The sequence below is a fragment of the Pseudomonas sp. NPDC008258 genome, assembly GCF_042956345.1.
Classification (GTDB): Bacteria; Pseudomonadota; Gammaproteobacteria; order Pseudomonadales; family Pseudomonadaceae; genus Aquipseudomonas.
Window position 1 is genome coordinate 92,094 of the sequence record NZ_JBIBGE010000027.1, and the last position, 13,733, is coordinate 105,826.

The following is a 13,733-nucleotide window of genomic DNA, read 5'->3' on the forward strand; positions in this document are numbered from 1 at the left end:
CGCGGTCATTGTGGGAGCGGGCATGCCCGCGAACACCGGCGAAGCCGGTGCCATGCACCGAGTCGGCTGCTTCGCGGGCGCGCCCGCTCCCACACAGATTTCCTCTCAACCTACAGGAGCACCCCATGCCTGAAATCCTCGGCCACAACTTCATCGCCGGCCAGCGCAGCGCCGCTGGCGCCCAGCGCCTGCAGAGCCTGGACGCCAGCACTGGCGAAGCCCTGCCTTACAGCTTTGCCCAGGCCACCGAAAGCGAAGTGGACCAGGCCGCCAAGGCCGCAGCCGCAGCCTTCGCCGAATTCCGCCAACTCGCCCCGGCCCGCCGCGCCGAGTTCCTCGATGCCATCGCCGCCGAACTGGACGAACTGGACGACGCCTTCGTCGCCATCGTCTGCCGCGAAACCGCCCTGCCGGCGGCCCGCATCCAGGGCGAGCGCGGCCGCACCAGCGGCCAGATGCGCCTGTTCGCCCAGGTGCTGCGCCGTGGTGATTACCTGGGTGCCCGCATCGACCTGGCCTTGCCGGAGCGCCAGCCGCTGCCACGCGTAGACCTGCGCCAGATGCGCATCGGCGTCGGCCCGGTTGCCGTGTTCGGCGCCAGCAACTTCCCGCTGGCCTTCTCCACCGCCGGGGGTGATACCGCCGCCGCCCTGGCTGCCGGGTGCCCAGTGGTATTCAAGGCCCACAGCGGCCACATGGCCACCGCCGACCTGGTCGGCTGCGCCATCGTGCGCGCTGCCGAGCGTACCGGCATGCCCAAGGGCGTATTCAACATGGTATTCGGTGGCGGCGTGGGTGAGTGGCTGGTCAAGCATCCGGCCATTCAGGCCGTCGGCTTTACCGGTTCGCTCAAAGGCGGCGACGCCCTGTGCCGCATGGCCGCGCAACGCCCGCAGCCGATCCCGGTGTTTGCCGAGATGTCCAGCATCAACCCGGTCATCATCCTGCCGGGTGCCCTGGCCAAGCGTGGCGAGGCCATCGCCCGCGAACTGGCCGGCTCCGTGTGCATGGGCGCAGGCCAGTTCTGCACCAACCCGGGCATGGTCATCGGCTTGCAATCGCCACAGTTCAGCCAACTGCTGGCCGACCTCGGCCAACACCTGGACGCCCAGGCTGGCCAGACCATGCTCAACGCCGGCGGCCTGCGCAGCTACATCGGCGGCCTGGAGCACCTGCACGCCCACGCCGGTATCCAGCACCTGGCCGGCCAGGCTCAGCAAGGCAGCCAGGCCCGCGCCCAGCTGTTCAAGGCCGACGCCACCCTGCTGGTCAATGCCGACCCGCTACTGCAGGAAGAAGTGTTCGGCCCCACCACCGTGGCCGTCGAAGTGCAGGATAACGAGCAACTGCGCACCGCCCTGCTCGGCCTGCGTGGTCAGCTGACCGCCACCCTGATCGGCGAAGCGGAAGACTTCGAGGCCTATGCCTGGCTGGTACCGCTGCTGGAAGAGAAAGTCGGTCGCATCCTGATCAATGGTTACCCGACCGGCGTCGAAGTGTGCGACGCGATGGTCCATGGCGGCCCTTACCCGGCCACTTCCGACGCCCGCGGCACCTCGGTCGGCACCCTGGCCATCGACCGCTTCCTGCGCCCGGTGTGCTACCAGAACTACCCGCAGGCATTGCTGCCTGAGGCGCTGCGTGACGGTAACCCGCTGGGGCTGCGCCGCCTGGTGAACGGGCAGTGGAGTGACGGGGCGATCTGACCGATTGCCTGAAACAGGAAAGCCCCGCACATGGCGGGGCTTTTCTTTATGGCTGTACCGGCCTCTTCGCGGGCAAGCCCGCTCCCACAGGTACTGCGCAAGATTCACAACTTGTGCGATCTCTGTGGGAGCGGGCTTGCCCGCGAAGGGGCCGGTCCTGCTGGCAGAGGCCTCAGGCCCCCTGCGCCTCAGCCTCTTGATGAGCCTGACGCAAACGCTCCCGGCTATTGCTCAGGTGCATGCGCATGGCCATCTTTGCCCCTTCGCTGTCACGCCGGGCAATGGCTTCATAAATCGCCTCGTGCTCATGCATCAACCGGCTCATGTAATGTGCCTGGTCATCATGGGCCAGGCGCGCCGAATTCAGCCGGGTACGCGGGATGATGCTGGTGCCCAGGTGGTTGATGATATCGGCGAAGTAATGGTTGCCACTGGCCTGGGCAATACGCAGGTGGAACTGGAAATCCGCCGACACCGCATCATTGGCATGCGCCGCCCCTTCGTTCAGTTCGTCCAGCGCCGCACGCATGCCTGCCAGCTCTTCATCGCTACGCCGCTGCGCGGCCAGGCCTGCGGACTCGATCTCCAGGGCAATGCGTAATTCCAGCACCGCCAGCACTTCACGCAGGGTAACCACGGTGGCCGGGTCGATACGGAAACCGCCCGAAGCCGGCGCGTCCAGCACGAAGGTGCCGATGCCGTGGCGAGTCTCGACCTGCCCGGCAGCCTGCAGCCGCGAGATCGCCTCACGCACCACGGTGCGGCTGACGCCCTCCTCGGCCATGATCTGCGATTCGGTGGGCAGCTTGTCGCCGCGCTTGAGTTGGCCGCTGCGAATGCGTTCGGTCAGCACTGTGACCAGTTCCTGGGCCAGACTACGCGGCTTGCGCCGGGTCCTTGCCTGTACCTGCTGCTCTGTCATTGCCCTGTGTTTCACCTTGAAAGACAGCGCTCATCATAGCGCAAGCGGTTGTACGATCACATACACCCGGTGCGGTATTTATTCCTGCCCGCTGTTGATCAAACCCCTCGAAAAAACGGCACAAGTGCTGGCCCAGAGCCTGCCCTGGCCTGTAATGTGCGCCTTCACGCTCATTCATCCATGGAAGGAAAACGCAGCATGAAACGTCTCGACCGCTTGTTGCTCACCTGCGGGTTGCTGATACCGCTCTGGTTGCTGGCAGGTGTGTGGCTCACCGCCCAGGCCTACCCCGGCTACGACCACCTGCAACAGGCCATGAGCCAGCTCGGCGCCACAGGCTCGCCCACCCACAGCTGGTCGCCCCTGCTCAACAACTTCCCCCTGGCCGGCTTGTTCGCACTGTTTGCCTGGGGCCTGGCGCGGCGCTGGCGTGGCTCGAAACTGGCCTTGCTGAGTGCGGGCCTGGTGTTGCTGCATGGTGTCGGCAGCCTGGGTACCGGCTGGTTCCCATGCGACCAGGGTTGCGCTCCCGCACAGCCTTCCGCCTCGCAGCAGCTGCATAACCTGTTCGGCCTGCTGATGTTCCTCTCGCTTACCCTGGCCAGCGCACTCTGGGCCTGGCTGGGCAATCGCATTGCCGGGTCGCGCGCCCTCGCGCTGTTCTCCCTGGCCTGTGTGGTACTGGCGATCGTAACCGTTGCGCTGATGGGCCAAGCGGTGCAAAGCGGCCAGCTGTTCGGCCTGTATCAACGCCTGAACTACGGCGTGTCGGTAATCTGGGTTGCCAGCCTGGCCTGGGCCAGCCTACGCAGGCCTGCTGTCAGCCCGCTGCGCATGGCCGTGAACTGACGGCAATTTGCTGGCCCCCAGCAGCTGAAATGGAAGGCAAACTCCCTTTTTCTTCAGATGCTTAGGACAGCAACATGCGAGTACTTCTAGCTACTGTGGCCGGCTGTGTGCTGGCCACGCTCGCTTTTGGCGCCCAGGCCCGCGCGCTGAACCAGAACGATCGCCACACCTGCGGCTGGGGTGCGCAGATAGCCGCCGAGGCCCAGCAGGCCAAGCTTTCCGGGGTAACCCTGTATGCCACGCGCAAGAAGCTGCAGGTACGCAAGTTCCCCAAACCGTGGATGCGCATGACCGCCTTCGGCATTACCGAGCAGACCTACAACAGCCGCTCGCGGCTCAAGCCCGCAGCGATCAAGCAAACGTACTACGAGCAGTGCGTACAGCATGCTGTTGCCAGACGATAAGCTGGAGCACCGCGCAGCCCGCCTCAGCCTCGCCACGGCGCGCCCGCTTCGAAGTGTGCCTCCAGCCAGGCTTTGAAGGCACCCAGGGCGGCTGTATTGAGGCGCGCGGTCGGCCGCACCAGGTAGATCCCCGCAGCCACATCCAGCTGCCACTGCGGCAACACCCTCACCAGCCGCCCGCTGGCAAGGTCTTCACCCATCAGCCAGTCGCCCCCGGCAAGAATGCCCACACCACGCCGCGCCGCTTCCAGCAGCGCTTCGTTGTCGTTGCTTCGCAAGTTGCCTGCCACCTTGACGCTCACCTGCTGCCCGGCATTCATTAGCCGCCATTCGGGAAATGAACGTAAGCCACTGAACCCCAGGCAATTATGGTCGACCAAGTGCTCCGGCCGGCCAGGTGCGCCATGCCGGGCCAGGTACTCCGGCGACGCACACAGGATGCGCACGTGATCGCAGAGTTTGCTGGCCACCAGGCGGTTGTCCGCCAGCTCACCAATGCGAATGGCGGCGTCAAAACCCTCACCGATCAGGTCGACGAAACGGTCGGCGTACTCGGCGTCCACCGTCACCTGCGGGTAGGCCAGCACAAAGTCAGCCAGCATCCCGCTCAACCAGCGCCGGCCCATGGCCGCTGGCAACGCCAGGCGCAAGCGCCCGCGAATCGTTGCAGCACCTTCGGCAGCTTCCTGTTCCGCTTCGGCGATCAGGCGGTTGGCCTCGCGCACCTTGGCTACCAACCGCTCGCCCTCATCGGTAAAACGCAGCTGCCGCGTGCTGCGCTCCACCAGGCGAATGCCAAGGCGTGCCTCCAGTGCACTCAGGCGCTTGGACAGCACCGTGGGGTGGCGCTCCAAATGCCGCCCGGCAGCCGCAAACGACCCCTGCTCGTGCAGGGCCAGCAAGGTGGCAAGTTCATCGGCGCGGCGGCTGTCAAAGGCATCCATGGCAAGGCTCGGTGGCGAGGTCGGGTATCAGGCGGTCAGGACCAGCGCGCCCTCCGACAGCCCTTGCTCCAGGTCCCGATGAGCCCTGGCCACTTCGGCCAACGGGTAGCAGCGCCAGACCCGAGGCTGGATGATACCCTCGGCGACGGCGGCCAGCACATCGGCGGCGCGCTGCTGGTACTCGTCAACCGTGCGCGTATGGGCAGCCAGCGACGGCCGGGTCAGGTACAACGAGCCTTTGGCATTCAGCGTGGCTACCTCGATTGCCGCCGGGGCACCGGAGGTACCGCCAAACGACACCAGCAGGCCGCGCACCCGCAGGCTGTCCAGCGACGCCTCCAGCGACACCTTGCCGACGCAGTCATAGGCCACGTCCACGCCCTGCCCCTGCGTCAGCTCGCGCACTTGACCTGCCAGCGTTGCCGCATCGAACACCAGCACATGGTGGCAGCCAGCCGCCTGCGCCCTGGCCACACTCTGCGGGCGCGATACCACGCCAATCACCGTCGCCCCAAGGTGCCGAGCCCACGGCGCCATCAGCTGGCCCAGGGCACCGGCAGCGCCATACAACAGCACTTGGGTACCGGGGCCCACGGCATAGGTGGTTTTCAGCAGGTACTGCGCGGTAATGCCTTTGAACAGTACCGCTGCGCCAGCCTCGTCAGCCAGCTGCGGCGGCAGCTTGACCAGCCGCTCGGCCGGGAACAGCCGGCCGCTGGCGTAGGCCCCGACCGGCCCCATTGCATAGGCGACCCGGTCACCCACCTGCACGTTGTGCACGCCATCGCCGACGGCCATGACCCTGCCTGCGCCTTCCAAGCCCAGGCCAGATGGCAAGGCCAAGGGCGCACCGCCCTTGCGCTGCAACAGGTCGAGCGGGTTTACACCCATGGCGGTCTGCTCCAGCCAGACCTGTCCGGGCCCCGGGGCTGGTGCTTGAACGTGTTCAATCTGCATGACATCGGCGCTGCCGGTGCGGTCAAGCATAATGCGGGTAGCCATGATCGAATCCTGTTGGTTGGGAGAGGGATTCAGGCTAATCAGGCAGGTGATATTGAACAATCAGGCGAGGTGCAGATGATTCCTGCACCCCTTGCAGCAATTCACAGAGTGTTTCAGCAGCCCGTCAGCACCGCAGGGCGCCGCTCACCGGCGAAAAACAGCGGGCGCAAGCGCACACCGATCAGGTTGCCGGCATAGGCAGCAACCAACCACAGCCAGCCATGTACGCTGCCCGATGCAATGCCACTGAAGTACGCCCCGATATTGCAGCCATAGGCCAGGCGCGAACCGTAACCCAGCAGCAGGCCGCCAATCACTGCGGCCACCAGCGACGGTAGCGGGATCTTCAGGCTTGGCGCAAAACGCCCGGCCAGGCCAGCTGCCAGCAGCGCCCCCAGCACGATGCCCAGGTCCATCACCGTGGTGATGTCTTGCCACAGCGGCGAGGCCAAGGCCTTGGCATTGGCCGGCGCCTGCCAGAACACCCAGCTGCCGACATCCACGCCCAGCCCATCGAGGACCTTGGCCCCCCACAAGGCAAAGGCCGAGGTAATGCCCCAAGGCCGCCCCGCCAGCGCCAGGGTGGCGTAGTTCAGCAGGGCCAGGGCGATGGCACCCCACAACAGCGGCCATGGGCCGCGCAGGAAGCGACGCAGGCCCTGATGCTCGCTGGCAAGCGGCGCTTCCAGCGCACCGTGACGGCGTTTTTCCAGCATCACGGTGGCCCAGGCGATCAGCCCGAACACCGCCAGGCTCACCAGCAGTGCCGGCACCACGCCCCACGCCTGCACGATCGAGGTTGCCGGGAACGACGGCAAGGCAAACCACCAATCGGCATGGTGCGTGGCGGTCACCGAGCCGATGATGAAGAACAGCAGGGTCACCAGCATGCGCGCATTGCCGCCGCCCACGGTGAACAGCGTGCCCGACGCGCAGCCGCCACCCAGTTGCATGCCGATGCCGAAGATGAATGCACCGAACACCACCGACACGCCCGCAGGTGCTACCAGGCCATTGACCGGGCTACCGAACAGGCTGCCGGCCGACAGCGCCGGGAAGAACAGCAGCACAGCCAGGCTCAGCATGACCATCTGCGCACGCAGGCCCGCGCCACGTCGCTCGTTGATGAACACCCGCCAGGCCGAGGTGAAGCCGAAGGCGGCGTGGTACAGCGTCAGGCCCAGTGCCGCGCCAACGAGCAGCAGCAATACCTGCTTGAAACCGGCATTAAGGTTGAGAAACCAGACGCCGGCCAGCAGCAGGGCCATGGCGATCAACGGAGCGCCCAGGCGGCGCGGTTCGGGTGTTGCAGTTGCAGAAAGACCCATCGGAGTACTCGGATAACAGTGAAACGGAGGGGGAGTATAACCCCGGATAGCGCACCCGCCACGCCTTACGGAATGAGGGCGTTGCTGCCGGATCATTTGTTAAGCTGATCCAGACCGACAGAAACAACCAGGGCCATTCACCTCATGGATGAACTGCGCAAGATCGACCTCAACCTGCTACTCGCCCTGCACGCGCTGCTCAGCGAGAAACACGTGACCCGCGCCGCGTTGCGCCTGCACCGCAGCCGGCCAGCCAGCCAGCCAGCCAGCCAGCCAGCCGGCGGTAAGCCATGCGTTGGCGCAGTTGCGCGAGCACTTCGACGACCCCTTGCTGGTGCGCCAGAACGGCCGCATGGCCCTCACCACCCTCGCCCAGTCGCTGGCCAGCCCGTTGCAGGACGCCCTGGGTAGCCTCAACGGCCTGCTGGCCACACCCCAGTTCGAGCCAGGCAAGGCGCAGCGGCGTTTCAGGCTGTCGTTATCGGATTACTCCTCGCGCATCATCCTGCCTCCCCTGATGCGCCACCTGCGCCAGGTCGCGCCCGGGGTAGACCTGGCCATCAGCCAGGCCAGCCGCGAAACCATGCAGGCCCAACTGCTCGACGGCGAACTGGACCTGGCGCTGGGCATCTTCCCGGACTTGCCACAGGACATCACTGCCCAACCGCTGTTTGCCGATCGTTTCATCAGCGTTGCCGACCGCCAGGTGCTGCCCGCCAGCGGCGACCTGGCACTGGAAGACTGGCTGTCACGCCCGCATGTGCTGATGGCCATGCGCCCCGATGCCTTCGATGAAATAGAACGTGCGCTGGCGGCCCAAGGACTGCACCGCCGAATCGCCCTGGCCTTGCCGCACTGGAGCGCGGCGGTCGAGGTACTGGCCGGTACCGACCTGATCCTTACCGTAGCCAGCCGGGCGGCCGGCTCGTTGCAGCAGCACAAGGCGTTACGCCAGTTCGAACCGCCACTGCCAATTCCCTGTTTCGACTACCAGCAAGCCTGGCACAGCCGCAAGGACAACGACCCCGGGCATCGGTGGCTGCGCGAAGCCGTGTGGGCCTGCAGCCAACCGACGAGCTGATCAGCCCTCGGGCTGTTTCACCACGGCCGAGCCACTGGCCGGCGCTGCGGGCGCCCAAGTGCCCTGCACCAGCAGTACACCGCACAGAATCAACACCACACCCGCCAACCTGGCCAGGTTGAGTGGTTTGCCACCCAGGCCCATCACGCCGAAATGGTCGGCAAGCACGGCCGTGATGATTTGCCCGGCCACAACCAGCACCAGGAACCCTGCCGCGCCCAGTTTCGGTGTGAGCGCTGCCGCACCCGCCACATACATGGCCCCCAGCACGCCGCCGATCCACAGCCACCAAGGCCCTTGCAGGGCCTTGCTCATGTCCGGTGCCGGCACCCGCAAGATCAGCAACGCGGCGATCACCACCAATGAACTCACCGTCAACGACGTGAATGCACCCCACAGCCAATGCCCCAGCGCACGGCCCACGGCGGCGTTACCCGCGGCCTGGAATGGCAGCACGGCGCCGGCGAGCAACGCCAGGGCAAAGGGTAGTGCCATAAGGCACAGGGCTTTACTGAACATGGCAGACCTCATTCTCGACAAGCAGGAGGCCATCATCGGTAAATTCACTGTATCTATGGAAATCGAAAGCATGCACAGACTTCATTCGCCAAATGGATACTGTGTGTGGTGTCGATTGTGCCAGGATGCTTCCCGGCCACGGCACACAGCGCCCAAACCGGCGCAGCCATGGCAGAACCGAGATGAGACCGTATGTGATGGAGCACATTCGATGACAGATGAACGCACAACGCGAATCAATAACGGGCAGTTGCCAACCCGCAACCTCGCCGAATGCCTGGCAGTTGACCAAAGCGCCTTGGTGGGGGCATTGGCAGACCAGCTACCCGCCGAACTTATAGAGCCTTTGGCTGCCTGCGCCGAACAAACCCGGCCTCTTGGCCTCTCGAAGAAAATTGCCGCCATTGGGCAAACCTTGGGGCAGTGGCTGGAGCAAGCACCTTCGCCAGCAAGCCAGCACGTGTTCGAGCAGTGCAGCGTGCACACCAGCGATACCGTACGCAGCTGGGCAAGCTTCGCCCAGGCGCACCTGTCACGCACGCAGGACCTGGTGGCGGCGCTGCGGGCGCAACTGCGGTTCGCCCGCGATGCACATTTCGGCGTGCGCGAATGGGCCTGGATGGCGCTACGGCCACGCCTGCGCCGGGAGCTGGAGCATGCCCTTGCGGTGCTCGGCCAACATGCCGGCGACCCAGACCCGCTGGTACGTCGCTTCTGCATCGAGGTACTGCGCCCCCGTGGCGTGTGGTGCGAGCACATCGCCACACTCAAGCAAACACCGGAAGTGGCCGAGCCCTTGCTGATACCCCGGCTGGCCGAAGCCGACAAGTACGCCCAGGACTCGGTTGCCAACTGGCTCAACGATGCCAGCAAAACCCGGCCCGACTGGGTGACCCGGCTGTTCGACGAGCATCCGCCGTCGTGCAAGGCCTCACGGCGGATCCATACGCGGGCAACCCGTAGCTTGCCTCGATAACAGGGGCGTTAGCGCGAGGTCTCGATGCGCAGCACTTCGGTGTAGATCGCATCGACCGTCTGGCCGACCTTGAGGTTCTTCATGCGCGCCTGCAGGTCCGGGCTTTCGACCTTGACCACCTGCAACTTGCCTTCCGGCGGCAGCAGGCTCACTTCATGCTTCCCAAGGTCGATCTTCTTGATCTGCGAGGTAACCCTAACCTGCCGGAACGCCTCCCCGCCCGGGTTGGGGTTTTGCGCCGTGGCGCGAATGGTACCCGACTCCTCGCTGGCCTTCGGCGCCCCACCCACCTCGGTATTGAGCACATAGGCCACGGCGCGGGTCACGTAGATATCGACCTTGTCACCCACCTTGAGGTTGGGCAGGGCCTTGGCCTTTTCCGTGAGCTGGAACGTCACATCCTTCTTGTTATCTGGGCCTTTTACCGTGACCTGGCGGTTGGCCAGGTCGATGGCGGTAACCTGCGTGGTGATGTGGCTTTCCAGCGCCTCGCTGGCGATCGGGATATCGGCAGCCTGCACCGAGAGGCTGGCAGTGGAAACCAGCGTGGCCAGGGCAACAGCACGAGCAAGAGAGCAAATCGGGTTCATAGGCCTGCTTCCATGTGATCAAGACCGGATAGGGGCGCGAAGTGTTCACGCGCCAACAAGCATAGACCCTGCCCGCCGGCCTGCTGCCTTGCCGCCTCCAGGCCTTGTAATCCTGTGGGAACGGGCGTGTCGAGGCGTCGAACCGCCGCGAACACCGGCGCAGCCGGTGCCGTGCACCGCGTTGGATTCTTCGCGGGCACGCCCGCTCCCACAGGGTTCTCTGCGTGACAGCGCAGCACCAAGGGCTGGGACATCTCCTACAGACGCGTCACCCGCCACACCGTATTCGCCAGGTCATCGGCAATGATCAACGCCCCATGCGGGTCCACCGTCACCCCCACCGGTCGGCCACGCGTCTTGCCATCCTCACCCCGGAAGCCCGTGGCGAAGTCGACGGGTTCCCCTGCCGGCTTGCCATTGCTGAACGGCACGAAGACCACTTTGTAGCCCACCGGGGCGGGGCGGTTCCAGCTGCCGTGCTCACCCACGAACACACCATTGGCGAAACGCTCGCCCATGGCCGGGATCGAGAAATCGACACCCAACGCAGCCACATGCGAACCCAGGCTGTAGTCCGGCTTGATCGCCGCCGCCACCTTGTCCGGGTTCTGTGGCCGCACCCGCTCATCCACGTTCTGCCCCCAGTAGCTGTAGGGCCACCCATAGAACCCACCCTCACGCACCGACGTCAGGTAATCCGGCACCAGATCGGGGCCTAGCTCATCGCGCTCGTTGACCACCGCCCACAGTTGCCCGGTCTGCGGCTGGATGGTCAATGCCGTCGGGTTGCGCAAGCCGGTGGCATAAGGCCGGTGGGCGCCGGTTTCGGCATCGACCTGCCAGACCATGGCGCGGTCGACCTCTGCCTCCAGGCCACGCTCGGTGATGTTGCTGTTCGAACCGATGCCCACATACAGGTAACGACCGTCCGGGCTGACCGTCAGCGCCTTGGTCCAGTGGTGGTTGATCTCGGCTGGAAGATCAGTGACCTTGGTGGGCGGCCCGTCGGCCTTGGTCTGGTTGGCCCGGTAGTCGAAACGAACCAACGCATCCTGGTTGGCCACATACAGCTTGCCGTTGGCAAAGGCCAGGCCGTAGGGCGCATTGAGGTTTTCCGCGAACACCGTCTGCACCTCGTAGGTGCCATCGCCGTCGGCATCGCGCAGCAAGGTCAACCGGTTGCCACCTTTGACCTGGGTGTTACCCTTGGCCTTGATCTGGCTGGCGATCACATCCTTGGGCTTGAGCTTGGCCGCACTCCCGCCCCGCCCCTCGGCTACCAGAATGTCGCCATTGGGCAGTACCAGGCTCTGCCGCGGAATCCTCAGGTCGGTGGCGATGGCTGTGATACTGAAGCCTTCCGGCACCGTCGGCTTCTGTTCACCCCAGGCAACCGGCTCGGCGATCTTCATGCTCGGCAGCAAGCCACGCTGAGGCGCTGGCAACTTCGGGTCCGGGCCCAGGGCCTGGGTCGCCTCGCCATCACCGCCGCAGGCATTCAGTAGCAACGCCACGCTCAACAGGCTCAACGCATGCAAAGGCCTCATACCGCACCTCCCGAGCGCAGATTGCTCAAACCGGTCCAGGCAGCGATCAACGCAAGCACCGTGACGATTACCGACAGCACCAACCCCGCCGGCATCACTGCCCAAGCGTCCTTGGCATGTTCGAAGGCGTTGATCAAGCCAAGCACCCAGGTCACCAATAACAGCACAAAGCACAACGTCGGCCGCCCACTTTTGCGCTCTGCACGGACCAGGTTGGCGAGTGCGAACAATAGTGCCAGCCCGCAGAACACCAAGCCTCCGGCGATCAGCCAGGCGGCGAAGTTACTCCATTGGATCTGGTAGCTGTTGAAGTAAGCTATGTCGCTTAGCAACCCACCGAGAAACAACGGCACACTGCCTGCCAGCAACAGGGCGTGGAGCGGGCTTGGTGTATGGCGATGGAAGGTTTGGTCAGGTGTGGTCACAGTGCCTCCTTTTCATTCAGTGACCCAAGGGCTGATGAGCTTGTGCCACCAGATGCGCACGGTCTGCGCTATGCAAAGGAGCCCCTTGTCATCGCGATAGTTCACCGTTTCGCTTCAATGAAATATCCTGCAAGGTATTCGGGATGTGCCTCAGGAGCAGACATGAACGGCAAAGTGAACGGCGCGCACGCCTCCATTGCACTGACCACCCTGCTCGCCCTGTGCCTGGCACTCACTGCGGGCTGCTCCAGCAAAAACAGCAAGACACGCTACGCGGCTTCCACGGTCGGCTCCAACTGCTTTGCCAAAGCCGTGCCCACAACCGGTGAAGGCGGCCTGGCATGGGGTAATACGCTGAGCATCGCGCGGCAAAAATCGCTAAACAACTGCGTGCGTTATGCCAGCCGGTCAGGGGGCACCCCAAGGACTTGCCAAGTAGTGATGGCCAAGTGCAAGAACTAGACGTTTATATATCAACAATAAAAAAAGAAACTTCCTACAAATACAAACAACACTTCCCGCCGTTAACTTACCGCGACAAACTCATCAGCTCTTGAACCCCAACATATTATTACACTTCTCGGCTCGACTCTGCGTGCAGAATCAAGGCAGTGTTTTGCACTCCAATATTAGCTAAATCATTATCAGCCCCACGCCACACACCCATCAAGCTCAACTCATTTATCACTTCCCGGATACTGGAACAGGCCGCCTTACGCATACTTCGTGACCTGCAAAGGCAGCCCCTGAGCAAGGAGTTCATATGACTAACGCCTCCGTCAGCAGCGCCACTTCCGGCCCGGCGTGCAGCGCCCGCGTCCCCATCCTGCCTATCCGCTACGCCATCGTACCGCGCACCGATAATGCCCCCGCCTGCCGCTACGCTGACGCGGGCTTCAACCTCGAACAAGGCTTCGCTGCGCTGCATCACTCGGCCTATACCCTCCGTGCGCTGCGCCCAGGCTACGTCTATGTGTTCATGACGGGCCCTCTGGGCGAAAAACTGGTCATTCATGAACACAAAGGCGCAGGCCGTTACCAGGAACTGCGCTACCAGGGCCTGGCGTGTTATCACCGCCGCGACCGCTACCTGTCTGGCCAGACCCAGGGCTGGGTCTGGGCCGACACCTGCCAGGACACCGCCAGGGAAGTGTGGATCGGCTACAGCCCGCACCTGTGGACCAATGCCGTTACCGCCCGCATCACCGCTTCCCCCGCCTTGCGCAAACGGCACATGCGCCGAATGGACATGGCCGAGCTGATAGCGGGCAACCAGGCCCCCTCCACCCAGCCCCATGTGCTGCCCGTCAGTGCCCTGCAAACCTGGGTCGAAGACTTCAAGCCGGTTGACCGACGCATGCCGCTGGCCTGGAGCAGCGCCCCGATTACCGAAACCTTGCCCATCGGCAACCTCGCCGCCGTGGCACGGCACTATCCCTG

General features: G+C 64.4%; 14 protein-coding genes and 1 pseudogene. 7 read left to right on the plus strand and 8 right to left on the minus strand.

Translation table 11 applies throughout. The features are described 5' to 3' along the window. The first annotated feature begins 125 nt into the window (after positions 1-125). A complete protein-coding gene (locus ACFY9W_RS20920) occupies positions 126-1,706 on the plus strand; it encodes an aldehyde dehydrogenase family protein (protein WP_391134037.1) in 1,581 nt (526 codons plus the stop codon). A gap of 172 nt (positions 1,707-1,878) precedes the next feature. On the opposite strand, the gene ACFY9W_RS20925 is transcribed toward ACFY9W_RS20920, so the two are convergent. Continuing rightward, positions 1,879-2,628, minus strand: coding sequence for an FCD domain-containing protein (locus ACFY9W_RS20925; protein ID WP_391134040.1), 750 nt, complete (start codon positions 2,626-2,628; stop codon positions 1,879-1,881). A 198-nt stretch (positions 2,629-2,826) separates the two neighbouring features. Between ACFY9W_RS20925 and ACFY9W_RS20930 the strand changes: the two genes are divergently transcribed. Further along, the gene (locus ACFY9W_RS20930; protein ID WP_391134043.1) at positions 2,827-3,477 is read left to right on the plus strand and encodes a DUF998 domain-containing protein; all 651 of its coding nucleotides are present in this window, start codon (positions 2,827-2,829) and stop codon (positions 3,475-3,477) included. Positions 3,478-3,551: 74 nt separating this feature from the next. Further along, complete coding sequence (locus ACFY9W_RS20935) at positions 3,552-3,881, plus strand: hypothetical protein (RefSeq protein WP_391134046.1); 330 nt, start codon at positions 3,552-3,554, stop codon at positions 3,879-3,881. A gap of 23 nt (positions 3,882-3,904) precedes the next feature. On the opposite strand, the gene ACFY9W_RS20940 is transcribed toward ACFY9W_RS20935, so the two are convergent. The 3 genes from ACFY9W_RS20940 to ACFY9W_RS20950 all read right to left on the minus strand — a co-directional run bounded on the left by ACFY9W_RS20940 (position 3,905) and on the right by ACFY9W_RS20950 (position 7,155). Beyond that, positions 3,905-4,825: a LysR substrate-binding domain-containing protein gene (locus tag ACFY9W_RS20940; protein WP_391134049.1), complete on the minus strand. Its 921-nt coding sequence runs from the start codon at positions 4,823-4,825 to the stop codon at positions 3,905-3,907. Positions 4,826-4,852: 27 nt separating this feature from the next. Continuing rightward, complete coding sequence (locus ACFY9W_RS20945; protein ID WP_391134052.1) at positions 4,853-5,827, minus strand: zinc-binding dehydrogenase; 975 nt, start codon at positions 5,825-5,827, stop codon at positions 4,853-4,855. Positions 5,828-5,940: 113 nt separating this feature from the next. After that, positions 5,941-7,155: a YeeE/YedE thiosulfate transporter family protein gene (locus ACFY9W_RS20950; protein ID WP_391134055.1), complete on the minus strand. Its 1,215-nt coding sequence runs from the start codon at positions 7,153-7,155 to the stop codon at positions 5,941-5,943. A gap of 144 nt (positions 7,156-7,299) precedes the next feature. Between ACFY9W_RS20950 and ACFY9W_RS20955 the strand changes: the two are divergent. Next, positions 7,300-8,236 (plus strand): annotated as a pseudogene (locus ACFY9W_RS20955) (LysR family transcriptional regulator). Here ACFY9W_RS20955 and ACFY9W_RS20960 read toward each other — a convergent pair. After that, positions 8,237-8,755 carry a DMT family transporter gene (locus ACFY9W_RS20960; protein ID WP_391134057.1) on the minus strand — a complete coding sequence of 173 codons (519 nt, stop codon included), beginning with the start codon at positions 8,753-8,755 and terminating at the stop codon, positions 8,237-8,239. It lies immediately after the preceding pseudogene. Positions 8,756-8,966: 211 nt separating this feature from the next. Here ACFY9W_RS20960 and ACFY9W_RS20965 point away from each other — a divergent pair, with 211 nt between their 5' ends. Further along, positions 8,967-9,731, plus strand: coding sequence for a hypothetical protein (locus ACFY9W_RS20965; protein ID WP_391134060.1), 765 nt, complete (start codon positions 8,967-8,969; stop codon positions 9,729-9,731). Between the two features lie 8 nt (positions 9,732-9,739). Here the strand turns inward: ACFY9W_RS20965 and ACFY9W_RS20970 are convergent, their stop codons facing one another. The 3 genes from ACFY9W_RS20970 to ACFY9W_RS20980 all read right to left on the minus strand — a co-directional run bounded on the left by ACFY9W_RS20970 (position 9,740) and on the right by ACFY9W_RS20980 (position 12,293). Continuing rightward, positions 9,740-10,321 (minus strand): hypothetical protein, encoded by a 582-nt coding sequence (locus tag ACFY9W_RS20970; protein WP_391134063.1) that lies wholly within the window; start codon positions 10,319-10,321, stop codon positions 9,740-9,742. A gap of 257 nt (positions 10,322-10,578) precedes the next feature. Beyond that, positions 10,579-11,868 (minus strand): PQQ-dependent sugar dehydrogenase, encoded by a 1,290-nt coding sequence (locus ACFY9W_RS20975; protein WP_391134066.1) that lies wholly within the window; start codon positions 11,866-11,868, stop codon positions 10,579-10,581. Then, positions 11,865-12,293, minus strand: coding sequence for a DUF2231 domain-containing protein (locus ACFY9W_RS20980; RefSeq protein ID WP_391134068.1), 429 nt, complete (start codon positions 12,291-12,293; stop codon positions 11,865-11,867). The genes ACFY9W_RS20975 and ACFY9W_RS20980 overlap by 4 nt, the downstream gene beginning before the upstream one ends. 162 nt (positions 12,294-12,455) lie before the next feature. On the opposite strand from ACFY9W_RS20980, the gene ACFY9W_RS20985 reads away from it, so the two are divergent. Together ACFY9W_RS20985 and ACFY9W_RS20990 are read left to right on the plus strand one after the other, a co-directional pair. Beyond that, positions 12,456-12,755, plus strand: a complete 300-nt coding sequence (locus tag ACFY9W_RS20985) for a hypothetical protein (RefSeq protein WP_391134071.1) — start codon at positions 12,456-12,458, stop codon at positions 12,753-12,755. A 301-nt stretch (positions 12,756-13,056) separates the two neighbouring features. Further along, the coding region (locus ACFY9W_RS20990; protein WP_391134074.1) for a toxin VasX at positions 13,057-13,733 on the plus strand (677 nt) is incomplete at its 3' end.

Coding starts and splice junctions, on each gene's coding strand:
- ACFY9W_RS20920 (WP_391134037.1), top strand. CDS start 126: ATGCCTGAAATCCTCGGCCACAACTTCATCGCCGGCCAGCGCAGCGCC.
- ACFY9W_RS20925 (WP_391134040.1), bottom strand. CDS start 2,628: ATGACAGAGCAGCAGGTACAGGCAAGGACCCGGCGCAAGCCGCGTAGT.
- ACFY9W_RS20930 (WP_391134043.1), top strand. CDS start 2,827: ATGAAACGTCTCGACCGCTTGTTGCTCACCTGCGGGTTGCTGATACCG.
- ACFY9W_RS20935 (WP_391134046.1), top strand. CDS start 3,552: ATGCGAGTACTTCTAGCTACTGTGGCCGGCTGTGTGCTGGCCACGCTC.
- ACFY9W_RS20940 (WP_391134049.1), bottom strand. CDS start 4,825: ATGGATGCCTTTGACAGCCGCCGCGCCGATGAACTTGCCACCTTGCTG.
- ACFY9W_RS20945 (WP_391134052.1), bottom strand. CDS start 5,827: ATGGCTACCCGCATTATGCTTGACCGCACCGGCAGCGCCGATGTCATG.
- ACFY9W_RS20950 (WP_391134055.1), bottom strand. CDS start 7,155: ATGGGTCTTTCTGCAACTGCAACACCCGAACCGCGCCGCCTGGGCGCT.
- ACFY9W_RS20960 (WP_391134057.1), bottom strand. CDS start 8,755: ATGTTCAGTAAAGCCCTGTGCCTTATGGCACTACCCTTTGCCCTGGCG.
- ACFY9W_RS20965 (WP_391134060.1), top strand. CDS start 8,967: ATGACAGATGAACGCACAACGCGAATCAATAACGGGCAGTTGCCAACC.
- ACFY9W_RS20970 (WP_391134063.1), bottom strand. CDS start 10,321: ATGAACCCGATTTGCTCTCTTGCTCGTGCTGTTGCCCTGGCCACGCTG.
- ACFY9W_RS20975 (WP_391134066.1), bottom strand. CDS start 11,868: ATGAGGCCTTTGCATGCGTTGAGCCTGTTGAGCGTGGCGTTGCTACTG.
- ACFY9W_RS20985 (WP_391134071.1), top strand. CDS start 12,456: ATGAACGGCAAAGTGAACGGCGCGCACGCCTCCATTGCACTGACCACC.